This is a genomic window from Roseomonas sp. SRI_022, assembly GCF_057586215.1.
The window spans coordinates 121,613-141,913 of sequence record NZ_JBYCZL010000012.1 but is presented as its reverse complement, the minus strand read 5'-3'; the positions used below and the strand labels follow the sequence as shown (position 1 = coordinate 141,913).

Below are 20,301 nucleotides of genomic sequence, written 5' to 3'. Positions count from 1 at the left end.
TCAGCCGGCCTTTGGCGAGCCACTTCGATCGCGGCCGAAGGGATCGCCGAGCACGGATTCCGTGTGGAGCGCGCAGCGCCACTGATCGTGCTTCCTGACCCAGACCGAGCAATCCGCCGCTTCCATCTCGAGCGGTTGGCCATCGACGGTCAGGCGCTCGGACACCTTGTATGCGATCACCGCCGTGGTGGGGACCGGGAATGTCACCTCGACATCGCTGAAGGCGAAGCTGTGAAGCGTCCACTGGCCATGCTCCATCATGGCGGCGAACTGCTTACCGCTGATGCGGGCGACGCCCTGCGCTCCGGCCACGAGCGACGTATCATCCATCAACGCCACGGCTGTCGGGATGTCCCGGTCGATCATGGTCTGCCAGAAGCGCGTCTCGAGATCGATGATGGCTTGCTTCGACGACATGCGAACCTCCGTCCTGCCGCCGGAGGGAACGATGCAGCGGCGGGCATGGTTGCATCGCGGCCGCCATGGGCTACTTGACGCGCCGGCGCGATTTGCCGTCTCTCCGCCCCAGCGGAGGCGATTTCCATGACCTATTGCGTCGGGCTCTACCTCAACCAGGGCCTCGTCATGCTCTCCGACACCCGCACCAATGCGGGGGTCGACCACATCTCCACCTTCTCCAAGATGAATGTGGAGGAAGTGCCGGGCGAGCGCATGATCGCCATGCTGTCCTCCGGCAACCTCGCCATCAGCCAGCAGGTCTGGTCGCGCCTTCAGGAAGGCGTCTGGCTGGATGGCGAACGCCACACGCTGCGCGACGTGCCGTCGATGTTCCGCGCCGCGCAGCTCGTCGGTGCGGCGGTGCGCGCGGTCTTCGACGCGGACGGCCCGGCGCTCCGCGCCCAGGGCATCGGCTTCGATGTGGCGCTGCTGCTCGGCGGGCAGATCACCGGCCAGGCGATGCGGCTGTTCATGATCTACGCCGCCGGCAACTTCATCGAGGCGACCGAGGACACGCCCTTCCTGCAGATCGGCGAGCACAAATACGGCAAGCCGATCCTCGACCGCGTGGTGACGCCGGAAACCTCATTGATCCACGGCGTGAAGCTCGCGCTGATCAGCATGGATTCGACGCTGCGGTCGAACCTGACAGTGGGCATGCCGCTCGACCTGCTGGTGTATCGGGAGGGCGGCTGCTGCGCGACGCTGCGCAAGCGCATCACCGAGGACGAGCCGTATTTCCGTTCCGTCCGCGAGGGCTGGTCGAACAGCCTGCGCGATGCCTATCGCGCCATGCCGGTGCCGGACTGGGTGCCCGCCTGACCCTTGCGCCCACCCGCCGAGGCTGCCCCTAATGGCGCCAACAACGGGAGGGCAATGGACATGATCGGACGCAGGACCGCGCTGGGTCTGGGTGCGCTCGCCGCCGCGTCGGTCGGCCGCGACGCAGCGGCGCAGGCTTGGCCGTCGCGCCCCATCCGCGTGATCGTCCCCTTCGGCCTCGGAGGGTCGGCCGATGTGGCCGGGCGCTTCCTGGCCGAACCGCTAGCCGTCGCACTCGGCCAGCCCGTGGTGATCGAGAACCGCCCGGGCGCGGGTGGGACCATCGGAGCCGATGCGGTGGCGAAGGCCGCGCCCGACGGTCACACGCTTCTGCTGATGTCCAACACCCACACGGCGAATGAGACGCTGCTGCCCAACCGGCCCTATGTGCTGATGCGCGACCTTTCCGCCGTCGCCTTCATCAATGTCGCGCACCATGTGCTGGCGGTGCATCCCTCCTTGCCGGCCAATTCGGTGCAGGAGCTGATCGCCTACGCGAAGGCGAACCCGGGGAAGGTCGACTACGCCTCCTCCGGTCCCGGCACGCCCTATCACGTCGCTGGCGAGCTGTTCCGCGCGATGGCCGACATCCAGATCACCCACATCCCCTTCCGCGGCTCGAACGAGGCGCGCACCGCGCTGATCGCCGGCCAGGTGCCGATGATGTTCGACGCCATCCCGACCATGGCCGAACAGGCGCGCGGCGGCCGGGTGAGGGCGCTCGCCACCACCGGCCCGCAGCGCAGCCCGCTGCTGCCGGATGTGCCGACGGTCGCCGAGGTGCTGCCGGGATACGAGGCCAGCATCTGGCTCGGCCTGATGGCTCCGGCCGCCACACCCATGCCGGTCCGCGAGCGCCTCAACGCCGAGGTCAATCGCATCATGTCCCTGCCCGCGACGCGGGACGCGCAGACGCGCGCCGGCGCGCTGGTGAACCCGATGGATGTCGCTGGCTTCGACCGCTTCCTGCGCGAGGACATCACGCGCCAGGCGGAGGGCATCCGCATCGCCGGGATCCAGGCGAATTGACCCGCACATGACCGGCTTCACCTTGAATGGCGCGGCGGTCTCGGTCGATCTGCCCGAGGCGACGTCGCTGCTGCATGCGCTGCGCGGCGCGCTCGGCCTGTCCGGGCCGCGCTTCGGCTGCGGCACGGAACACTGCGGTGCCTGCGTCGTGCTGGTCGACGGTGCGCCGGCCTTCGCCTGCACCCTGGCCGTCACGGCGGTGGCGGGGCGCAGTGTGACGACGGTGGAAGGGCTCCGCACGCCGGAGGCGCCGCATCCCTTGCAGCGCGCCTTCCTTGACGAGCAGGCGGGGCAATGTGGCTTCTGCCTCTCGGGCATCCTGGTTGCCTCGGCGGCGCTGCTGGCGCGCGATCCGGATCCGGATGACGCGGCGATCCGCGCGGCGCTCGACCCGCATCTGTGCCGCTGCGGCAGCCACAATCGCATCCTCCGCGCGGTGAAGCGGGCGGCGGAGGAGATGCGGGCGTCCGATCGCCAGAGGGCGGAGCGGCCATGGGCCGCGAGCACCGGCGTGAATCGGCCGCAAGGCGGAGCCACACGATGAGCGACCTGGATCGTCGCGCGGCACCGCCTGGGAAACTGCCCGGCAGCCTCGCCGCCAATCCTCGGCTGGATCGCTGGCTCACTTTCGATGCGGCGGGGCACGTCACCGTCACGCCGGGGAAGGTGGAACTCGGACAGGGCATCCTGACGGCGCTGGCGCAGATCGTGGCCGAGGAACTCGACGTCTCAATGCCGCGCATCCGCCTGCGCGCGGCGGCCACGCCCGACAGCCCGAATGAGGGCGTGACCTCCGGCAGCCTGTCCGTGCAGGACAGCGGCATGGCGCTGCGCCATGCGGCGGCGGCGGCGCGCGCGATCCACCTGCAGGTGGTCGCCCAGCGCAGCGGCATCGCGCTGGAGACGCTGCGCGTCGAGGACGGCGCTTTCCTCGCAGCAGACGGACGGCAGGTCGGTTCCTACTGGGCGCAGGCCGATGCGGCGCTGCTGGACTGCGACGCGCCCACCGATGCACGCCCCAAGGCACCGGAGCAGCGCCGCATCGCCGGGAGTTCGGCCGCGCGGCTCGACCTGCCGGACAAGGTCTTCGGCGTGGCGCGCTTCGTCCATGACCTGCGCCTGCCGGGCATGCTGCATGCACGGGTGGTGCGCCCGCCGGCGCGCCGGGCGCGGCTGACGGCCCTGCGCGACGGCGCGCTGCCCGGCGAGGCGACGATCGTGCGCGACGGATCCTTCCTCGCCGTGGTCGCGCCGACCGAGCACGATGCGGAAGCCGCCGCCGAACGCCTTGCCGCCCGCGCGAGTTGGGACGCAGAGGACACGCTGCCGCCGGCGGCGACGCTCCCCGACTGGCTGCGCGCAACACCCGGCGAGCACGCCGTCATCGCCGAGCGCGACGACCCGGCTGGCGCGCCCGCCCAGACGCTGCACGCATCCTTCCTGCGCCCCTATGTCACCCATGCCTCGGTTGGCACGAGTTGCGCCGTTGCCCGCTGGCAGGACGGCACGCTCGAGGTCTGGACGCACTCGCAGGGCGTCTACAATCTCCGCGCCGACCTCGCCAAGGCGCTGTCCATGGCCGAGGACGACATCCTCGTGCGCCACATGGAAGGGGCTGGCTGCTACGGGCACAACGGCGCGGACGACGTGGCGCTCGATGCCGCGTTGGCCGCGCGCGCCGTGCCGGGCCGCCCCGTGCGGCTTGCCTGGTCACGGGCCGAGGAACTCGGCTGGGGGCCGATGTCCTCGGCCATGCTGGTGGAGATCGAGGCCTCGCTCGACGCCGCAGGCAACATCGCGACGTGGCGGGAGGAAGTGACCAGCCACGGCCATTCCTCGCGCCCCGGACGCAACCCGAACCCTACGCTGCTCGCGGTCGAATACATGGACCCACCCCGTCAGATCCCGAACGCCATGAACCCGCCGCTGGCCAGCGGCGGCGGGGCGCAGCGCAACGCGGTGCCGGCCTATCGCATTCCAAAGTTGTCCGTCGGCGTGAAGCGGCTCGCGGAGATGCCGTTGCGCGTCTCGGCGCTGCGCGGCCTCGGTGCGCCGGCGAATGTGCTGGCGGTCGAATCCGTCATGGATGAATTGGCGGCGATGGCTGGGCAGGACGCGCTCGATTTCCGCCTGCGCCATCTCGATGATCCGCGCGGGCGGGAGGTGATCGCTCTCGCCGCGGAGATGGCCGGCTGGCGCGGCCGTACGAAGCGCGAAGGGTTCGGCCTCGGCCTCGCCTATGCGCGCTACAAGAATTCCGGTGCCTACTGCGCTGTCGCCGCCGAGATCGAGGCGCTGGACCGCGTCTTCTGCCGCCGCCTCTGGATCGCCGCCGATGTGGGGGAGGCGATCAACCCCGATGGCGTGCTGAACCAGTATGAGGGCGGCGCGATCCATGGCGCGTCGATGGCGCTGAAGGAACAGGTGACCTTCGACCGCCGCGCGGTGACCAGCACCGACTGGGATGCCTATCCGATCCTGCGCTTCTCGGAGGTGCCGATGGTCGAGGCACGGCTCATCCCGCGCCCCGACTTGCCGCCGCTCGGGGCCGGGGAGGCGTCGCTCGCGCCGACCATCGCGGCGATCGCCAATGCCATCCATGACGCGCTCGGCATCCGCCCACGCGCCATGCCCTTCACGCCGGGGAACCTCGCTGCTTCATGATCCCGCTGACGCTTGCCTGCACATCCTCCGACCGCACGCGGCCGCTCATGGATGGGCGCTTCCGCGTGCCCGGCTGCGACATCACCTTCCTGCCCGGGGAACCGGAGGACATCTTCCGCCGTGCGCTGCGCGACAAGGCGTTCGACATCAGCGAACTGTCGATGGGCAGCCATATCGTCACCACCGCGCGGGGTGACAGCCCGTATGTCGGCGTGCCGGTGTTCCTCTCGCGCGCCTTCCGCCATTCGGCGGTGTACATCCGGACTGACCGGGGTATCCGCAGCGCCGCCGACCTCGCGGGGCGGACCATCGGCCTGCCGGAATACCAGCAGACAGCCGCACTCTGGGTGCGCGGCTTCCTGCGCGAGCACTACGGCGTGGACACGCGATCCATCGCCTGGCGCACCGGGGGCGAGCGTGTGGCGATCACGCTGCCCGACGGCTTCGACGTGAAGCCGCTCGGCCGCGACCTGGAAGCGGCCCTGGCGGCGGGCGAGATCGACGCGCTGATCGGCCCACGGCCGCCGCGCTGCTTCCTCGAGGGTTCGGCGCCGGTCGCGCGCCTGTGGCCCGACACGCGGGCCGAGGAACAGGCCTGGTTCGCGGCGACCGGCTTCTTCCCGATCATGCATTGCCTCGCCGTGCGAAAGGACGTCGCTGAGCGCCACCCCTGGCTGCCGGTCGAGTTGTTCCGCGCCTTCGCCGCCGCCAAGGCGGCCTCCATCGCGGAGTTGCGGCTGGTCAACGTGCTGCGCGTCTCGCTGCCCTGGATCGCGGCGGAAGCCGAGGCACAGATCGCTGCAATGGGTGGCAACCCCTGGCCCTATGGCTTCCGCCGCAACCGCGACGAGATCGCCGCGATGATCCGCTACGCCGTCGCCGATGGGCTGGCGGCGCGGGAGATCGCGCCCGAGGCACTGTTCCATCCCTCCGTGCTCGACCTGCTGGATGACGGCTGAGGGGTTGCCGCCCCGGCGCGGCCGTCCCATCAAGGCAGCAACCATCCGGGGAGAACGACCAATGACCACGATGACCCGCCGCGCCGCGCTGGGCGCTGCCGCCGCGACACTCGCCGCACCGGCCGTCCGCGCGCAGGGTGCCGCCATCCGCATCGTCGTGCCCTTCGCGCCAGGTGGTTCGACCGATGCCGTCGCGCGCTTGGTCGCACCCGGCCTGACGCAGCGTCTCGGCGCGCCGGTGGTGGTGGAGAACCGCGGCGGCGCTGCCGGGTCCATCGGCACCGACGCGGTCGCCAAGGCGCGGCCCGATGGCCAGACCTGGCTGCTGACCTTCGACAGCCACGCCACGCTCGCCGCGCTGATCCCGCAATTGCCCTTCAACCCGGATCGCGACCTCGATCCCGTCATGCTGATCGGCGGCGCGCCCTATGTGCTCGCCTGCAAGCCGGACAAGCCGTTCCAGACCATCACGGATGTGGTGAATGGCGCGAAGGCGCGGCCCGACGCTGTCTCGTTCGGGTCCACCGGCAATGGCACGATCGGGCACCTGACCATGGTGCTGCTGCAGGGCAAGACGGGCACGCGGATGACGCATCTGCCCTATCGCAGCGGCGGGCTCGCGGTGAACGACACGGTCGCGGGGCATGTGGACATGATGATCGGCTCGGCCGCCGTGGTGCATCCGCATGTCCGCGGCGGCACGCTGCGCACCTTCGCCCAGTTCGGACCGGAACGCCTGCCCGCGCTCGCCGCCATGCCGACGGTGGGCGAGGCCGGCTTCCAGGGCCTGGAAGCAGAAGCCTGGTGGGGCGTCTTCGCACCGCATGGCACGGCGCAGGATGCGGTGGCGCGGATGAACGCGGCGCTGAAGGAATCCCTGTCCGACCCGCAGGTCCGCCGCACCATGGAGGAAACCCAGCAGGCGCGGCTGATCATGTCCGACCCGGCTGCCCTCGGCACCTTCGTGCAGCGGGAGGTGGCGAAGTGGGGTGCCGTGGTCCGGGAGAACAACATCCGGGCGGATTGACGCCCTGCACGACCCGGCCGCCTGGATATGACCGATCCGTGAAGACATACTGGGGCGGCCGGCGGCGCCTGCCGGCATCCCTCCCGAGTCGTCCCCTGGCCCTTCATGCCGTCTGACCGCCGCAAGCTGCCGCCCGAATTGCGCAAGGCGTTGCTGGCCGCCGAGCGGGGGGAGCGCACGGCGCAGCGGCGGGGCCGGTGGCGTCGCCCGCTGGCCATGGTGCTGCCGGGCGCGCTGGTCCCCTCGCTTCTGATCGTGATCGGCTACCTGGCCTGGCACCAGGGCGGTGCGCCGGTGCCCGTGCCGGCCGCTGCGCCGTCCCAGCACGCCCCGGCGGCACCGCCGCGACCCGCGCCCCGGCCCGCTACCCCTGCCACCATGCCGCGCGTCGTCTACGGCACCGCGACACCGGGCCAGGAGGACGGCACCCCGGCGGCCCGCTTCACCGCCCGCGTGGTAGCGGTGGATGGCGACACGCTCTCCGTCGGCGGTGACCGGCTGCGGCTGAGCGGCATCGACGCGCCCGAGATGGGGCAGGTCTGTGAGCGGGGCGGGCAGGGCTACGACTGCGGGGAGGCGGCGCGGGCGGCCATGTCGCGCATCCTCGGCGATGGCAGCGTGACCTGCGAGACGCTTGGCGTCGATGCCTATCGCAGGCGTGTCGTGCGCTGCGCCGGCGCTGATGGGCAGGACATCGGGGCGGTCCTCGTCGCGCAGGGGTGGGCCATGGCCTATCGGCGCTACTCGACCGACTACGTCCCGCAGGAGGACACTGCCCGCACCATCGGCCGCGGCATCTGGGCCGGTCGTTTCGAGGCACCCTGGGATTTCCGCCGTCGCCACCAATAGCAGGCACGGCCTGGACGCATCCGGTGACGACACGTTCCGGTTGTGCATTCTCCACCGAATTCAACGCGCCGCGGGTTGACGCTGCGGCACTCGCGCGGCCTATGCACAGGCGGCTTCACCAAATCGCGCCTTACCAGAACCGGCTTCACGACAAACAGCGGGAGAAACCCCTGCATGCGCCTGACGCGCCAGACGATCCGCATGACCCGAATTCCGGTCATGGCCGCCGCCCTTGGCGTGGCATGCCTTGCCAGCCTTACCGCGACACCCTCGGCAGCAAATAGCTCCTCCTGCGCCATCCTGATGCCGGTGGCGGGCGAGTACTCCTCCGGCTTCGGCTATCGTGGCCGGGGCTTCCATCCGGGGGTGGACATCCGCGCGCCCTATGGCTCGCCGATCGGCGCGGCGCGCGAAGGCACGGTGGTCTTCGCCGGGCGGTACTACGCCTATGGCCTGATCGTCGATCTCCAGCATGCCGACGGGACGGTGGCGCGCTATGCCCATATGTCGCGCATCGCGCCGGGCATCACCCCGGGGGCGACAGTCGCGGCGGGCGGCAGCCTCGGTAGTGTCGGGCGCACCGGCCGCACCACCGGCGCGCATCTGCATGTCGAGCTGCGCCGCGATGGCCGGCCGGTCGATCCCTGGCCCTGGCTCACGCGGACCGCCTGCCTGGACGACCGGCAGGTGGCCGAAGCGCGGCGCTGATCGGGCGGGCCTAACCCCGCGCCCGGCGCAGCGCCGCCTGCGCCATCGTATCCAGCGCATTGAGGAAGCGGGACCGGTCGGCCGCCGTCATCGGCGCCGGCCCGCCCGCGATCGCGCCGGTCTCGCGCAGATGGCGCGACAATTCGCGGCCGGCCAGCGCGCTGCCGATGTTGTCGGTGGTCCAGGGCTTACCCTTGAAGGACAGCGCGAAGGCGCCCTTGGCGAGGCAGCGCGCGGCCAGCGGGATATCGGCCGTCAGGCAGACATCGACCGGCCGCGCTTCCTCGGCGATCCAGTCATCCGCCTTGTCGGCACCCTCCGACACCACGACCAGCCGGACATAGGGCACCGCCGGCGGCCGCACCGGCCGCGCACCATTGGTCACCAGCACCACCGAGAAGCCGAGCCGCCCCGCGACGCGCACCACCTCCTCGCGCACCGGGCAGGCATCGGCATCGACGAGGAAGCGGGGCTGGGCGTCATCCATCGCCCACCCCTAGGGCAGATCGCGATCGGTTGGAAATCACCGCGCCGGGGGGTCGCCGCCTGTCTTGGCGCCTGGCGGGGAGGGTGCGATACCGCCTCGGATACGAGGAGAGTCCCAAGACATGACAAGCGCGGCCGAGGCGCCACCGACCACCTGGCATGCCATCCTGCGCCAGGCCCTGAAGGACAATGACGTCCGCCTGGTCACTTATGTTCCCGACAACGTCCTGCGGCCGCTGATCGATGGCTGCCACGCCGACCCCTTCTTCACCACCTTCCCCTGCGCACGGGAGGAAGAGGCGGTGGGCATCGTGACCGGTGCCAGCATGGCGGGCATGCGCGGCATCGTGATGATGCAGACCTCCGGCTTCGCGACGCTGCCCAATGCGCTGGCCTCGCTGCCCGTCGCCTTCCAGGTGCCGGTGCTGATGGTGGTCTCCGAACGTGGCACGATGGGCGAATTCAACCCGGGCCAGGCGATCGTCTGCCGCACCATGCGCCCGATTCTCGATTCCATGGGCATCGAGCACCACACCATGACGCGCCTCGATGAGGCCGCCTTCATGGCCGACCGCACCATCCGCCAGGCCTTCGCCACGCGCTGGCCGGCCTGCCTGATCATCTCCCCTCTGCTGAGCGGAGCCCGCAAGTGACCGACACCACCGACAACCTGCATGTGATGAACCGCGCGGCGCTGACGAAGCGCCTGGTCGGCACGCTGACGAACCGCGAAGCGGTGATCGGCGGCATCGGCAATTCCAACTGGGATCTCTGGGGCGCCGACAAGACGCGCGGCGAGAATTTCTACATGCTCGGCTCGATGGGCCTGGCCGCGCCGATCGCCTTCGGCGTTGCCATCGCCCAGCCGGCGCGGCGCGTGTTTGCGCTGGAGGGCGATGGCTCGCTGCTGATGCAGCTCGGCTGCCTGTCCACCATCGCGGCGCAGAAGCCGAAGAACCTCGTCATCATCCTGTGGGACAACGGGATCTACCAGATCACCGGCGGGCAGGGCACGCCGGCGGCGAGCGCACGGACCGACATGGTCGCGATCGCTCGTGCCTCGGGCATCGCCAGCGCTGCGTGGGCGGCGGATGAGGCGGAGTTCGACGCGCTGGTCGCGAAGGCGCTGACGACCGACGGGCCGCATCTGATCGGCGTGAAGATCGACAACGAGCCGGGCCGCAACCAGACGGACCGCGATCCGATCCGCTTCCGCGAGTCCTTCTCGCGGGCGATGGCGCAGCCGGTCTGAGCGGGGCGGGAGGGTGGGTCTGGGAGGGGCTCTGCCCCTCTCAGACCCACCCCGCCAAAGGCCGAAGGGCCTCTGGACACCTTGGGTTGGTGCCGGGCGGCGTGGGCGTCCTCAGCAGAAGAGAGGGCGCTCGTGCCGGACGGCTGGAGCCGTTCCCGTTCGCCATGGCTCACGGCAACGTCTCCAGCCCTTTGTTTTCGCGAGCATCCTCACCCGATCAGGTGATTCCACCCGATCGGGATCTGCTCTAGGCGACCGCCTCGACCTCGCTCGGTCGCCAGGTCTTGGCGAAGAACGGCTCGAGCGGGCTGTAGAGCCGGAGGATGGTGAACCACCCCTTGCCCGGTGTCGTCTGGATCCAATTGCCGCGGGCCACGCCGTTCGGCTGCGTCGGCGCGAAGTGGATCACGGTGCTGCCGTCCGGATTCGCCGTGGCGGCCGGTGAGGGGAAGGACTGGCTGCCGGCACGCGGGTAGCGCTGGGGCGTGTCGAGCATGGAGCGTGTCTGGTTGTCATAGACGGTGAAGGACCAGAACTTCGCTTCCGGGATATCCTTCGGCAGCGTCACCCGGTAGTGCTTCGCCCCATCGAAGTGGCGCTTCGCCGCATCCTGGAAGGTCAGGAGATACTGCGACCCGATGCCCGGCAGGCGCATCGCCATCGCGGGCGTGATGCCAGTGATGCCGTAGAAGAACATGCTGCGGATGTTCATCGTGCGGTAGCCGGTGGGCGCGTGCACGCGCACCCCTTCGCGGGTGATCTCGGGGATCGGCGTCTCGAACTCCGAGCCGCTGATGAAGAGTGGGTTCTGCCAGGCCGAGCCCGGGTAATAGGCCCATTCGGGGTCACGCGGCGTGGTGAAGAGGGTGCGCAGCGTTGCGTTCGCGACCGCGGCTGTCTCGGTGAGGATGCGCTTCATGCGCGCGTCCGGTGCGAAGGGCTTGCCCTTGATGATTCCGATGGCGGCGAGGGGGCCCATGAGCTCCGCATCGAGTGCGGTCGCCGGTTCCTGCTGCACGACCTCGTCGAGGAATTCGAAGGCACTGAAGTCACCCGGCGGAATGGTGTTCATCACCTTTCCGCTGCCTTCGTGGAATACCTGGGCCGGCGGCGCCTCAAGGCGTGCGAGAGGCGCGCGGCCGGCGAGGAACTCGGCAACGGACGTCCCCATGCCGCCAGGCTGATAGCGGTAGATCCTGGTGTGGCGCTTGATGACCTCGACCGCTGAAGCCGGGTTGTTGTCGACCATGAAGGAACGACCGAGGAGCAGCACCCGTGTGGTGCGCGCACGGGCGACGTAGTAGCCACCTTCGGGCACGATCCCGTCATAGCCGGGCGGCAGGAGGAGGTACTTCCCGCCCAGGCCGCGATCGGGGCCGGGCGCGCCGAAGTCGATCACCCACCGCCACCAGTAGTCGTCGATGGTGCCGAGCGCCTCGGGCGGCGTCTCCAGGACCATCGGGCCGTTCGAGAGATCGATCATGCCGACGAAGTAGACCGTGTCGGCATTGGCCGTCAGGAACAGGGACTTCGCGTCCATCAGTTCCGAGAAGATCAGGATCTCGTTGTCCTTGACGCCGATGTCGAGGAAGCCGCGGTGGATGGCCCGTGCATTGACGCCCTGGAAGGTGTTGACGAAGGCGTCGAAGGCACGCGCGCGGTCGAGGTTCTCGTAGAGCTTCTCGGCGGTCGCGGCGCTCGGCACGCCGTCATTGAACTGCAGCGTGCCGAGCCAGGAATCGACACGGTCCGGCGTTGCGATGGAAGCAGGAATGCCCGGTGCGGCACGGCTGCCAGCCACACTCGCTCCCTGCGCCCGCGCATCACCCGGCGCGCTCGCCAACAGGGCAGGGAGTGAGCCGATAGCCGCCGTCAGCGTCCGTCGTTGCATTGCCATGCGGTCCTTCAGGTCGTTCGTGAATGCGCGTGATGCCGCGTGCGCGCAGTGTATCGGCGCGCACGCGATTGCGTCGCTAGGTATCTGGGCGGCAGGCCACGCCACAAGACGTTCCGGCCTCAGATCACGATCAAATCCTATCCATTTCCGGCAACCGGGCAGGTCGCGGCATCGTGTCAATCAGCGCTGCCTGTGATTGCGCCCATCATGCGCGGCGCCGCTCAATCGTGATCACGCATCGGCGCCATGTGGCGAGCTTTCAAGCTGTCCCCATGAACCGCCTCACCTGGCGTCAGGTATCGGTTTCCAAAGGCCGTTCGGCCTCTGGTGGGGTGAGGTTCGGAGAAGGACAAAGCCCCTCTCCGAGACCCTAAGCGCCCTGCACCACGATCATCACCGCGCTCCCTGCGGCCAATGCCCACAGCGGATTGCGCCGCGACAGCACGACGAAAGCCGCCGCGCCAATCCCGATGCAAACGCCCGCCACGTCCTGCGCGGCGGTGCGCATCATCGCCACGCCGCTCGCCAGGATCAGCCCGAGTGCCACCGGCACCAGCCCGGCCTTGACCAGTCCGACTGCTGGATGCTCCCCCCAGCGCGTCAGCGTGCGGGAGACGATGAAGGCCAGCGTGCAGGACGGCACGACGATGGCGAGCGTCGCCACCAGCAGCCCCGCCAGCCCCGCGACCTGCCACCCGATCAGGCTGACCATGATGATGTTCGGCCCCGGCGCGGCGTGGGAGATCGCGAAGGCATCGGCGAAGCCGGCATCGCCCATCCAGCCATGCACATCGACCACCTGGCGCCGGATCTCCGGCAACGTGGCATTGGCCCCGCCGATCGACACCAGCGAGAGCACGGCGAAGACCTGCGCGATGTCGCCGAGCGATGCCTGGCTCATCCGCGCCGCTCCAGCGCGGCAGCACCGATGGACAGCGGCACCAGAACCGCGACGACCGGCACCAGCGGCCATTCCATGATGCCGACCGACACGAAGGCGCCGCCGATGATCGCGAGCGCGCGCGGGGCAGGACGGATGTTGCGCGCCATCTTCACCGCAGTGCCGAGCACCAGCCCCGCGGCGGCAGCCGCGGCGCCGATGACCAGCGCATGCACCGCCGGGACATCGGCGAAGCGCAGATAGGCCGCGCCCAGCGCCGTGACGATCACCAGCGGCACCAGCAACTGTCCGAGCACGCACAGCACCGCACCCACCAGCCCCTGGAAGCGGTCGCCGATGATCACCGCGGCGTTCATCGTGTTCGGCCCCGGCAGCACCTGCCCGATGCCGAGGATGGCGGCGAATTCCTTCTCGGTCAGCCAGCGCCGTTCCTCGATGATGACATGCCGCGCCCAGGGCGCGATGCCGCCGAAGCCCAGCATCCCGATCTTGAGGAAGCCGAGGAACAGCTCCGCCTTCGTCACCACGCGCCCACCCGTCATCCGATCCTCCGATCCCGTCCGGCGCGCAGTATCGGGCAGCATCATCTGGCCCGCTTCCCCGTGCGGGTCGAAATGCTATGAATCCGGGCCATGGCCCGGCACATCCGCGCGGCACAGATCGAGGCCACCCCGCGCCCCATCGTCGCGGTCGGCAACGAATACCCCACCGGCCACGAACACCCCGCGCACAGCCATCGCCGGTCGCAACTGCTGTTCGCCGAACGCGGCACCATGCTGGTCCGCACCGGCCTGGGCGCCTGGATGGTCCCGCCGAGCCAGGCCATCTGGATCCCCGGCGGCACGGTGCACGCCATCGGCATGATCGGCGCGGTGGCGACCCGCAGCGTCTATGTCGAACCCGATGCGCGGGACGACCTCGCGAAGGACTGCCGCGTCGTCGGCATCTCGCCGCTGCTGCGCCAATTGCTGATCGCTGCGGTGGACGTGCCCGCAGAATACGACCGCGACGGCCGCGACGGACGGGTGATGGCGCTGCTGCTGGATGAGATCGCGGCGGCACCCGTGCTGCCGCTCAGCCTACCATTGCCGCGCGGGGGCAGGCTGCTCGCGCGCTGTCGCCGCTTCCTGGACCGCCCGACGATGCGCGACAGCATCGACGCCTGGGGTGACGACCTCGCGCTCAGCCGCCGCAGCTTCACGCGGCATTTCCGGCGCGAGACGGGGCTGAGCTTCGCCGAATGGCAGCGCCGCGCCTGCCTGCTCGCCGCGCTGCCGCGGCTGCTGCGCGGGGAGCGTGTGACGGACATCGCGCTCGACCTCGGCTATGCCGGCCCGACCGCCTTCAGCACCATGTTCCGGCGGACGCTCGGCGTCGCCCCCGCCGCCTATGGACGGGGGCGTGGCTGAGCTACCCCAGCCGCTGCACGTCCCCGTCCACCGCCAGCGCCTGGCCGCTGATCGTCGCGCCGAAGGGCGAGCACAGATACAGCGCCATGTTGGTGATGTCGTGCTGCGTGACGTAGCAGCGCAGCGAGACGTCGCGCAGCAGTTCCGCCTCCTTGTCCTTGAAGGCGACGCCCTGCGCCTGGGCCTTGGCCTCGATGACGCGGCGGATGCGGTCGCCCGCCACCAGCCCCGGCAGGATGGCGTTCACCCGGATGCGGTCCGGGCCGAGTTCGATCGACAGCGACTTGGTGAAGCCGACCACGCCCCATTTCGCCGCGGCATAGGGGCTGCGCAGCGGGAAGCCGAAGCGCCCGGCCGCGGAGGACAGGTTCACGATCGACCCGCCGCCGGCATTGCGCAGATGCGGCACGGCGCGGCGCGCGCAGTGGAACATGGCGGCGAGGTCGATGCGCAGCGTCGCCTCCAGCGCCTCGGGCGCCACATCCTCGACGCGGGCCGTGGGGCCGGCGATGCCGGCATTGTTGACCAGGACATCGAGCCCGCCGAGGGTCGCGGCGGCGACATCGACGAATTCCTCGCAATCGGCGGTCTCGCCCATATCCGCGCGCATCTTCGGATACGGGCAGTCGGCGAGCGCATCCTCATCGACGTCGCAGACGAAGACCTTGGCACCGCGGGCGGCGAAACTGTCGGCCATGACGCGCCCGATCCCACCCGCGCCGGCGCTGATCGCCACGCGCAGCCCCGTCAGGTCCACCGTCAGTGGCTGGTTGCTGCCCTGCATCACGTTTCCTCCGCCATGAAATGCTTCAGACATGGTCCCGCCACGCGGCCGCGCCGGCAAGGCCATCGTTCCGTTCCGCGAGACTTTCGGTTTAGGGTCGGGGCATGAGCCCCTTCGAGATCGTCTCCGCCTCGACCATCGTCCTCATCGTCCTGCTGATTCTCGCGGTGCTGACGGCGCTGCGGGGCATCCGCACCGTGCCGCAGGGCGAGGTCTGGACGGTGGAGCGATTCGGCGCCTTCACCCGCATGCTCTCCCCGGGGCTGAACTTCATCATCCCCTACATCGACGGCATCGGCCGGCGGGTGAACGTGCAGGAACAGGTGCTCGACATCCCCGAGCAATCCGTCATCACGCGGGACAACGCGACGGTCGCGGTGGACGGCATCGTCTATTACCGCGTGATGGACCCGGCCAAGGCGGCCTATGCCGTGCAGGACCTCGGCATCGCGCTGACCGCGCTGACCATGACCAACATCCGCGCGGTGATCGGCGAGATGGAACTGGACGCCACGCTGTCGGGGCGTGAGCGCATCAACTCATCGCTGCTCGGCATCCTGGACGGCGCGACCGACCCTTGGGGCGTGAAGATCGCCCGCGTCGAGATCCGCAAGATCGAACCGCCCGACAACCTGATCCGCGCGATGAACCTGCAGATGACGGCCGAACGCGAACGCCGCGCGACGGTCGCCAAGGCGGAAGGCGAGCGTGAGGCCGAGATCAAACGCGCCGAGGGCGAGAAGCAGGCGCTGATCCTCTCCGCCGAAGGCCGCAAGGAAGCCGCGTTCCGTGACGCCGAGGCGCGCGAGCGACTGGCCGAAGCGGAGGCGAACGCCACCCGCTCAGTGGCCGAGGCGGCGACCGGGGCTGGCACCGACGCCCTGCGCTACTTCATCGCCGACAAATACGTGAAGGCGTTCGAGGTGCTGGCCGGCAACACGGCTCAGAAACTGGTGATCGTGCCGATGGAAAGCAGCGCGCTGGCCGGCGGCATCACCCAGGCGATGGAATTGCTGCGCGGGCCGGACGGCACCGCCCCGCCGCGCCTGCCGCCGCGTCCGCCCGCACCCCCGCCAGCACCGGAGGCGCCATCGCCATGGACCCAGCGCTGATCTGGATCCTCGTCGGGCTGGTGATGCTCGGCGCGGAGACCCTGCTGCCTGGCGTCTTCCTGCTCTGGGTGGGTCTCGCGGCGATCGGCACCGGGATCATGCTGCTGATTGTCACGCCGCCTTTCTGGGTGACGGTGACGGTCTTCATCGTCCTGCTGGCCGGCGGGATCGGGCTGGCGCTGCGCCTGCGCCGGTCGGACCACCCGCGGCCGCGCGTGAACACGCCGGATTCGGGCCTGGTCGGGCGGGCGGGCGTTCTGGTGGAACCGGGTGCGACCGGCCCGCGCGTGCGCGTGGGCGATTCCGACTGGGCCGCGCGGCTGCCGCGCGATGTCGCGGCCAGCCCCGCCGGCACGCGGGTGCGGGTGGAAGGCGTGGATGGCACCACGCTGGTGGTGCGCCCCGAATAGTCGCCGCGCGGCGCGCGCAAGGAATCCCTTCATAGACCCATCGCGCCCGATGCGTGATACCGCATGGGAAAGCCGCGAGATTCGTTTCGATTTCTGAGCGAATCGCGGCCTGCCGGGGGATTGCATCGCATGTCGGGACACGGGAATGGCGGCCAGGCGCTGGCGCTGCAGCGCGGGGACATACTGCTGAAGCGGGCCGACCTGTTCTCGCCGTCGCATCTCGCCATCGCGCTCGGGCAGAAGTTCGGCGGGTCAGGCAAGGCGACGACGGTGCATGCCGCCATCTATGTCGGTTCCGACCACATCGCCGAGAGCAGCACCGGCGGCCTGGCCCTCGCACAACTGAACGGCCTCGCCACCTGGAAGGTGTTCCGGCTGGCGAAGGGCGACACGCTCGCCCCGCTCGCGGCGACCGTCGCGATGCACCTGGTTGACCGTGCGCGGCGGACCGCCGGCTTCGGCGGATACAGCATGCCGGCTGCCGCGCGCTCCGCGTTCGAGGAAGGGCGCGACGGCGACGCCTTCACGACCGAGATCAGCGACTTCGCGAACCAGGCGCTCAGCGAGATCGGCGGCGAGACCCGGGCGTTCTTCTGCTCGAACTTCGTCGTCCAGTGCTACTCGATCGCCTCGGAATACGACAATGCGGGGGGTGGCATCGGGGGCGGTCTCTACGCGATCCCGCTCGATCACGAACGGACCAGCCCGGCCGACCTGGCGGAGTTCTTCGAAACTCCGGTCAGCGGCTGGTTCAAGGTTGGCGAGATGCGCGGCTGATGTCGCCGCGCACGCCGCCGGCGGGTGACGGAATGTGACAAGCCTTGACCCCGAGGCGGCCGCGGGCCACGTCAGATGCGCCATGGACACGCAACATCGCCCGCCCGTGATCGACATGACGCCGGAAGGGGAGTTCCGCGACCCTGTCCCGCCCCAGCCGATGGGAGGCTTCGACCGCCTGCTCGCGCGGGTGGGTGGCATCGCCATGCTGGTGGCGCTGGGTGCCGCCGGATTGCTGCTGGCGGGCCTCGCCGTGCTGGCGATCGGCGTGCTGTTGCCGGTGGCACTGATCGCCGGATTGATCGGCGGCGGGTCGCTGTGGTGGCGCATGCGTCGTGCCGGGCGCGATGGGGCACAGCCCGTCCGCTTCGTCTTCATCCGCCGCTGACGATCGCCAGCCTGGCCGCGCCGCGATAGCCTTCCGCTCCGGAATAGGGAGGGTGGCGCATGGCGTTGTGGGTCCGCTTCGCGCGACAGGACGGGTCCGAGGGCTTCGGCACGCTCGACGAGGCGGCGGGCCGCGTCACAGTGCATGATGGCGACCTCTTCTCCGCCCCGACGCCGAGCGGCGAGACGCTCGACCGCGCTGCGATCCGCCTGCTGGCGCCCGTGCGCCCCGGCAAGTTCATCGGGCTGTGGAACAACTTCCATGAACTCGCCGTGAAGATCGGTGCGGCCATCCCCGAGACGCCGCTGTGGTTCCTCAAGGCCGGCACCGCGCTGCTCGACCCGGACGGCACCATCCGCCTGCCGGCCGGCTATGGCGGCAAGGTGCTGTATGAGGGCGAACTCGGGCTGGTGATCGGCCGCCGCTGCAAGGATGCGGACGAAGCCGAGGCCGCCGCCGCGATCTTCGGGCTGACCGCGGTGAACGACGTCACAGCGCTCGACATCCTCAATGCCGACCCGTCCTTCCCGCAATGGGCGCGGGCCAAGTCCAGCGACGGCTTCGGGCCGGTGGGCCCGGCCATCGCGACGGGGCTCGACTGGTCAGGCCTGCGGGTGCGCGTCGCACTGAACGGACGGGTGCGGCAGGACTATCCGCTGTCCGACATGATCATCCCGCCGGCGCGGATCGTCGCATCGCTGTCGCGGGAGATGACGCTGGAACCGGGCGACCTGATCGCCTGCGGCACCTCGATCGGCGCCCTGCCGATGCGCCCGGGGATGACCGTCGAAGTCAGCATCGAGGGCATCGGTACGCTGCGGAACGTGATGGCGGGCTAATCGGCCGCCATCGCCACGCCGCCCTCGCGCAGCCCGAACACCTCCGCCAGCAGCGTGTAGGATCGCCGTCGCGCCGCCGGGTCGTGGCAATGGGTGATGACGGCGAATTCGGCGATGCCGCCATGGGCGGCCGACAGCGCCTCCAGCTTTTCCTTCACCTGTTCCGGGGCGCCGACCATGGCACCCGCGCGCATCTTCTCCACGCGGGCGAGCTCGAGGTCGGAATAGACGTAGTCCTCCGCCTCCTCGACGCTCGGCAGCGGCAGGTACAGACCGCGGTCGCGCTTCAGCCGCCACAGCTCGCGTGACCGGAACAGCCGCTTCGCCTCGGCCTCGGTATCCGCCACCAGGCAATAGACGCCGAGTGCCGGATGCGGCGCCGCGAGCCGCCCCGGCATGTCGGGCTTGGGCTGGAAGGATTCGCGATAGACCGCGATCGCCTGTTCCGACCCGCCGCCGTCGGAGAAAAAATGCGCGAAGCAGTAGGGCAGGGCGAAATACCCCGCGACCTGCGCGCCGTAATCCGAGGACCCCAGGATCCACATCTCCGGCCGCGTCGCGACCGCCGGCTGGGCGATGATGGCGCGGAAGGGGTGGTTCTCCGGCAACCCCTCGCCATGCCAGCCGAGCACCTCCATCACCTGCTGCGGGAAGCGGTCGGCGGCCTGGTTGGCGTTGGGGTTCAGCGCGAAGGCGGTGCGCCCGTCCGACCCCGGTGCGCGCCCGACGCCGAGATCGACGCGGCCCGGGGCGATCGCCTCCAGCACGCGGAACTGCTCGGCGACCTTCAGCGAGGCATAATGTGGCAGCATCACCCCCGCACTGCCGATGCGGATGCGCTTCGTCGTCGCGCCGATGGCCGCGAGAAGCACCTCCGGCGCCGTGCCGGCATGCGATGCGCTGTTGTGGTGTTCCGCGCACCAGTAGCGGCGGAAGCCCAGCGCGTCGCAGTGCTGGGCGAGGGCGATGGTCTCGCGGATCGCCTCCCCGGGCGTGCGGCCCGAGGCGACGGAGGATTGGTCGAGCGCCGACAGCGTGAACCCGGTCATGGGCTGAGCCTAGCGCGGTCCGCCATGGTGGCGGGAGGGGGCTGCCCCCGTCGCGTCAGGCGACTTCGGCGTGCGGGCCCGGCAGGACGATGACATTCGCCTGGGCAGCGGAGGACCCCGCGGCGCGTGGCCCATCGGGCAGCAGCGCATCGAGCAGGGCGCCCACCGGCGGCGGCGCATCGTAGAAGGACAGCACCTGCCGCAGCGCCTGCAGCCGCTGATATGGCCCGGTGGCGCGAAGCTCCTCCAGGATGGAGTTCTCCTCGCGGCGGAGTTCCTCGATCATGCGCAGTTCCATATCGCCCCCCAAGCGATCTGCCGCGACACCCCACCACTTCCGGGCGGCAAGGCACCGTTGATCGGCAACCGGGATCATGAATCCTGGCAAGGTCGCGCGCAATGCTCAACCTATGCGCGCATTCGATTTCGTGAGGATTATTGCTGGGAGGCCCCATGGCGTTGCATGCAGGCAACAGCCAC

Annotated in this window: 24 protein-coding genes; 16 read left to right on the top strand and 8 right to left on the bottom strand. The window is 69.9% G+C overall.

Annotation, left to right across the window (positions count from 1 at the left end; genetic code table 11):
• Window positions 1-417, bottom strand: coding sequence for a nuclear transport factor 2 family protein (locus tag AC2YHJ_RS14235; protein WP_487396726.1), 417 nt, complete (start codon window positions 415-417; stop codon window positions 1-3).
• Window positions 418-543: 126 nt separating this feature from the next.
• Between AC2YHJ_RS14235 and AC2YHJ_RS14230 the strand changes: the two genes are divergently transcribed.
• The 8 genes from AC2YHJ_RS14230 to AC2YHJ_RS14195 all read left to right on the top strand — a co-directional run bounded on the left by AC2YHJ_RS14230 (window position 544) and on the right by AC2YHJ_RS14195 (window position 8,517).
• Window positions 544-1,281 (top strand): proteasome-type protease, encoded by a 738-nt coding sequence (locus AC2YHJ_RS14230; protein ID WP_487396725.1) that lies wholly within the window; start codon window positions 544-546, stop codon window positions 1,279-1,281.
• A 60-nt stretch (window positions 1,282-1,341) separates the two neighbouring features.
• Window positions 1,342-2,310: a Bug family tripartite tricarboxylate transporter substrate binding protein gene (locus tag AC2YHJ_RS14225; RefSeq protein ID WP_487396724.1), complete on the top strand. Its 969-nt coding sequence runs from the start codon at window positions 1,342-1,344 to the stop codon at window positions 2,308-2,310.
• Between the two features lie 7 nt (window positions 2,311-2,317).
• Window positions 2,318-2,854 carry a (2Fe-2S)-binding protein gene (locus tag AC2YHJ_RS14220; RefSeq protein ID WP_487396723.1) on the top strand — a complete coding sequence of 179 codons (537 nt, stop codon included), beginning with the start codon at window positions 2,318-2,320 and terminating at the stop codon, window positions 2,852-2,854.
• The gene (locus tag AC2YHJ_RS14215; RefSeq protein ID WP_487396722.1) at window positions 2,851-4,974 is read left to right on the top strand and encodes a xanthine dehydrogenase family protein molybdopterin-binding subunit; all 2,124 of its coding nucleotides are present in this window, start codon (window positions 2,851-2,853) and stop codon (window positions 4,972-4,974) included. Before AC2YHJ_RS14220 ends, AC2YHJ_RS14215 begins: the two co-directional genes overlap by 4 nt.
• Complete coding sequence (locus AC2YHJ_RS14210; protein ID WP_487396721.1) at window positions 4,971-5,933, top strand: substrate-binding domain-containing protein; 963 nt, start codon at window positions 4,971-4,973, stop codon at window positions 5,931-5,933. Before AC2YHJ_RS14215 ends, AC2YHJ_RS14210 begins: the two co-directional genes overlap by 4 nt.
• A gap of 61 nt (window positions 5,934-5,994) precedes the next feature.
• Complete coding sequence (locus AC2YHJ_RS14205; RefSeq protein WP_487396720.1) at window positions 5,995-6,960, top strand: tripartite tricarboxylate transporter substrate binding protein; 966 nt, start codon at window positions 5,995-5,997, stop codon at window positions 6,958-6,960.
• Between the two features lie 105 nt (window positions 6,961-7,065).
• Window positions 7,066-7,809, top strand: coding sequence for a thermonuclease family protein (locus AC2YHJ_RS14200; protein ID WP_487396719.1), 744 nt, complete (start codon window positions 7,066-7,068; stop codon window positions 7,807-7,809).
• Window positions 7,810-7,983: 174 nt separating this feature from the next.
• A complete protein-coding gene (locus AC2YHJ_RS14195) occupies window positions 7,984-8,517 on the top strand; it encodes a M23 family metallopeptidase (protein ID WP_487396718.1) in 534 nt (177 codons plus the stop codon).
• Between the two features lie 10 nt (window positions 8,518-8,527).
• Here AC2YHJ_RS14195 and AC2YHJ_RS14190 read toward each other — a convergent pair whose 3' ends face one another.
• On the bottom strand, window positions 8,528-9,004 hold the full coding sequence (locus tag AC2YHJ_RS14190) for a YaiI/YqxD family protein (RefSeq protein WP_487396717.1): 477 nt from the start codon (window positions 9,002-9,004) through the stop codon (window positions 8,528-8,530).
• 121 nt (window positions 9,005-9,125) lie between these two features.
• Here AC2YHJ_RS14190 and AC2YHJ_RS14185 point away from each other — a divergent pair, with 121 nt between their 5' ends.
• A complete protein-coding gene (locus AC2YHJ_RS14185) occupies window positions 9,126-9,656 on the top strand; it encodes a thiamine pyrophosphate-binding protein (protein WP_487396716.1) in 531 nt (176 codons plus the stop codon).
• Entirely contained in the window at window positions 9,653-10,255 is a 603-nt protein-coding gene (locus AC2YHJ_RS14180) for a thiamine pyrophosphate-dependent enzyme (RefSeq protein WP_487396715.1), read from the top strand. Before AC2YHJ_RS14185 ends, AC2YHJ_RS14180 begins: the two co-directional genes overlap by 4 nt.
• A gap of 247 nt (window positions 10,256-10,502) precedes the next feature.
• Here AC2YHJ_RS14180 and AC2YHJ_RS14175 read toward each other — a convergent pair whose 3' ends face one another.
• The 3 genes from AC2YHJ_RS14175 to AC2YHJ_RS14165 form a co-directional block, all read right to left on the bottom strand.
• The gene (locus AC2YHJ_RS14175) at window positions 10,503-12,056 is read right to left on the bottom strand and encodes a DUF1254 domain-containing protein (protein WP_487396714.1); all 1,554 of its coding nucleotides are present in this window, start codon (window positions 12,054-12,056) and stop codon (window positions 10,503-10,505) included.
• 466 nt (window positions 12,057-12,522) lie between these two features.
• On the bottom strand, window positions 12,523-13,053 hold the full coding sequence (locus AC2YHJ_RS14170) for a chromate transporter (protein WP_487396713.1): 531 nt from the start codon (window positions 13,051-13,053) through the stop codon (window positions 12,523-12,525).
• Window positions 13,050-13,640 carry a chromate transporter gene (locus tag AC2YHJ_RS14165; protein WP_487396712.1) on the bottom strand — a complete coding sequence of 197 codons (591 nt, stop codon included), beginning with the start codon at window positions 13,638-13,640 and terminating at the stop codon, window positions 13,050-13,052. The genes AC2YHJ_RS14170 and AC2YHJ_RS14165 overlap by 4 nt, the downstream gene beginning before the upstream one ends.
• A 45-nt stretch (window positions 13,641-13,685) precedes the next feature.
• Here AC2YHJ_RS14165 and AC2YHJ_RS14160 point away from each other — a divergent pair, with 45 nt between their 5' ends.
• On the top strand, window positions 13,686-14,462 hold the full coding sequence (locus AC2YHJ_RS14160) for an AraC family transcriptional regulator (protein WP_487396711.1): 777 nt from the start codon (window positions 13,686-13,688) through the stop codon (window positions 14,460-14,462).
• Window position 14,463: 1 nt separating this feature from the next.
• Here the strand turns inward: AC2YHJ_RS14160 and AC2YHJ_RS14155 are convergent, their stop codons facing one another.
• Complete coding sequence (locus AC2YHJ_RS14155) at window positions 14,464-15,246, bottom strand: SDR family oxidoreductase (protein WP_487396710.1); 783 nt, start codon at window positions 15,244-15,246, stop codon at window positions 14,464-14,466.
• Between the two features lie 104 nt (window positions 15,247-15,350).
• On the opposite strand from AC2YHJ_RS14155, the gene AC2YHJ_RS14150 reads away from it, so the two are divergent.
• The 5 genes from AC2YHJ_RS14150 (at window position 15,351) to AC2YHJ_RS14130 (ending at window position 18,772) form a co-directional block, all read left to right on the top strand.
• On the top strand, window positions 15,351-16,358 hold the full coding sequence (locus AC2YHJ_RS14150) for an SPFH domain-containing protein (protein ID WP_487396709.1): 1,008 nt from the start codon (window positions 15,351-15,353) through the stop codon (window positions 16,356-16,358).
• On the top strand, window positions 16,343-16,768 hold the full coding sequence (locus AC2YHJ_RS14145) for an NfeD family protein (protein ID WP_487396708.1): 426 nt from the start codon (window positions 16,343-16,345) through the stop codon (window positions 16,766-16,768). Before AC2YHJ_RS14150 ends, AC2YHJ_RS14145 begins: the two co-directional genes overlap by 16 nt.
• Before the next feature lie 129 nt (window positions 16,769-16,897).
• Entirely contained in the window at window positions 16,898-17,545 is a 648-nt protein-coding gene (locus AC2YHJ_RS14140) for a hypothetical protein (RefSeq protein ID WP_487396707.1), read from the top strand.
• An 82-nt stretch (window positions 17,546-17,627) separates the two neighbouring features.
• Window positions 17,628-17,933 carry a hypothetical protein gene (locus AC2YHJ_RS14135; RefSeq protein WP_487396706.1) on the top strand — a complete coding sequence of 102 codons (306 nt, stop codon included), beginning with the start codon at window positions 17,628-17,630 and terminating at the stop codon, window positions 17,931-17,933.
• Between the two features lie 59 nt (window positions 17,934-17,992).
• Entirely contained in the window at window positions 17,993-18,772 is a 780-nt protein-coding gene (locus AC2YHJ_RS14130) for a fumarylacetoacetate hydrolase family protein (protein ID WP_487396705.1), read from the top strand.
• Here the strand turns inward: AC2YHJ_RS14130 and AC2YHJ_RS14125 are convergent.
• Window positions 18,769-19,821 carry an LLM class flavin-dependent oxidoreductase gene (locus tag AC2YHJ_RS14125; RefSeq protein ID WP_487396704.1) on the bottom strand — a complete coding sequence of 351 codons (1,053 nt, stop codon included), beginning with the start codon at window positions 19,819-19,821 and terminating at the stop codon, window positions 18,769-18,771. The two genes, AC2YHJ_RS14130 and AC2YHJ_RS14125, sit on opposite strands and share 4 nt — an antisense overlap.
• Window positions 19,822-19,876: 55 nt before the next feature.
• The gene (locus tag AC2YHJ_RS14120) at window positions 19,877-20,107 is read right to left on the bottom strand and encodes a hypothetical protein (protein WP_487396703.1); all 231 of its coding nucleotides are present in this window, start codon (window positions 20,105-20,107) and stop codon (window positions 19,877-19,879) included.
• Window positions 20,108-20,301: the final 194 nt, after the last annotated feature.

Bases quoted from the DNA above. Each gene is read 5' to 3' on its own strand.
- AC2YHJ_RS14235 (WP_487396726.1), bottom strand. From the start codon at position 417: ATGTCGTCGAAGCAAGCCATCATCGATCTCGAGACGCGCTTCTGGCAG.
- AC2YHJ_RS14230 (WP_487396725.1), top strand. From the start codon at position 544: ATGACCTATTGCGTCGGGCTCTACCTCAACCAGGGCCTCGTCATGCTC.
- AC2YHJ_RS14225 (WP_487396724.1), top strand. From the start codon at position 1,342: ATGATCGGACGCAGGACCGCGCTGGGTCTGGGTGCGCTCGCCGCCGCG.
- AC2YHJ_RS14220 (WP_487396723.1), top strand. From the start codon at position 2,318: ATGACCGGCTTCACCTTGAATGGCGCGGCGGTCTCGGTCGATCTGCCC.
- AC2YHJ_RS14215 (WP_487396722.1), top strand. From the start codon at position 2,851: ATGAGCGACCTGGATCGTCGCGCGGCACCGCCTGGGAAACTGCCCGGC.
- AC2YHJ_RS14210 (WP_487396721.1), top strand. From the start codon at position 4,971: ATGATCCCGCTGACGCTTGCCTGCACATCCTCCGACCGCACGCGGCCG.
- AC2YHJ_RS14205 (WP_487396720.1), top strand. From the start codon at position 5,995: ATGACCACGATGACCCGCCGCGCCGCGCTGGGCGCTGCCGCCGCGACA.
- AC2YHJ_RS14200 (WP_487396719.1), top strand. From the start codon at position 7,066: ATGCCGTCTGACCGCCGCAAGCTGCCGCCCGAATTGCGCAAGGCGTTG.
- AC2YHJ_RS14195 (WP_487396718.1), top strand. From the start codon at position 7,984: ATGCGCCTGACGCGCCAGACGATCCGCATGACCCGAATTCCGGTCATG.
- AC2YHJ_RS14190 (WP_487396717.1), bottom strand. From the start codon at position 9,004: ATGGATGACGCCCAGCCCCGCTTCCTCGTCGATGCCGATGCCTGCCCG.
- AC2YHJ_RS14185 (WP_487396716.1), top strand. From the start codon at position 9,126: ATGACAAGCGCGGCCGAGGCGCCACCGACCACCTGGCATGCCATCCTG.
- AC2YHJ_RS14170 (WP_487396713.1), bottom strand. From the start codon at position 13,053: ATGAGCCAGGCATCGCTCGGCGACATCGCGCAGGTCTTCGCCGTGCTC.
- AC2YHJ_RS14165 (WP_487396712.1), bottom strand. From the start codon at position 13,640: ATGATGCTGCCCGATACTGCGCGCCGGACGGGATCGGAGGATCGGATG.
- AC2YHJ_RS14160 (WP_487396711.1), top strand. From the start codon at position 13,686: ATGGCCCGGCACATCCGCGCGGCACAGATCGAGGCCACCCCGCGCCCC.
- AC2YHJ_RS14155 (WP_487396710.1), bottom strand. From the start codon at position 15,246: ATGCAGGGCAGCAACCAGCCACTGACGGTGGACCTGACGGGGCTGCGC.
- AC2YHJ_RS14150 (WP_487396709.1), top strand. From the start codon at position 15,351: ATGAGCCCCTTCGAGATCGTCTCCGCCTCGACCATCGTCCTCATCGTC.
- AC2YHJ_RS14145 (WP_487396708.1), top strand. From the start codon at position 16,343: ATGGACCCAGCGCTGATCTGGATCCTCGTCGGGCTGGTGATGCTCGGC.
- AC2YHJ_RS14140 (WP_487396707.1), top strand. From the start codon at position 16,898: ATGTCGGGACACGGGAATGGCGGCCAGGCGCTGGCGCTGCAGCGCGGG.
- AC2YHJ_RS14135 (WP_487396706.1), top strand. From the start codon at position 17,628: ATGGACACGCAACATCGCCCGCCCGTGATCGACATGACGCCGGAAGGG.
- AC2YHJ_RS14130 (WP_487396705.1), top strand. From the start codon at position 17,993: ATGGCGTTGTGGGTCCGCTTCGCGCGACAGGACGGGTCCGAGGGCTTC.
- AC2YHJ_RS14125 (WP_487396704.1), bottom strand. From the start codon at position 19,821: ATGACCGGGTTCACGCTGTCGGCGCTCGACCAATCCTCCGTCGCCTCG.
- AC2YHJ_RS14120 (WP_487396703.1), bottom strand. From the start codon at position 20,107: ATGATCGAGGAACTCCGCCGCGAGGAGAACTCCATCCTGGAGGAGCTT.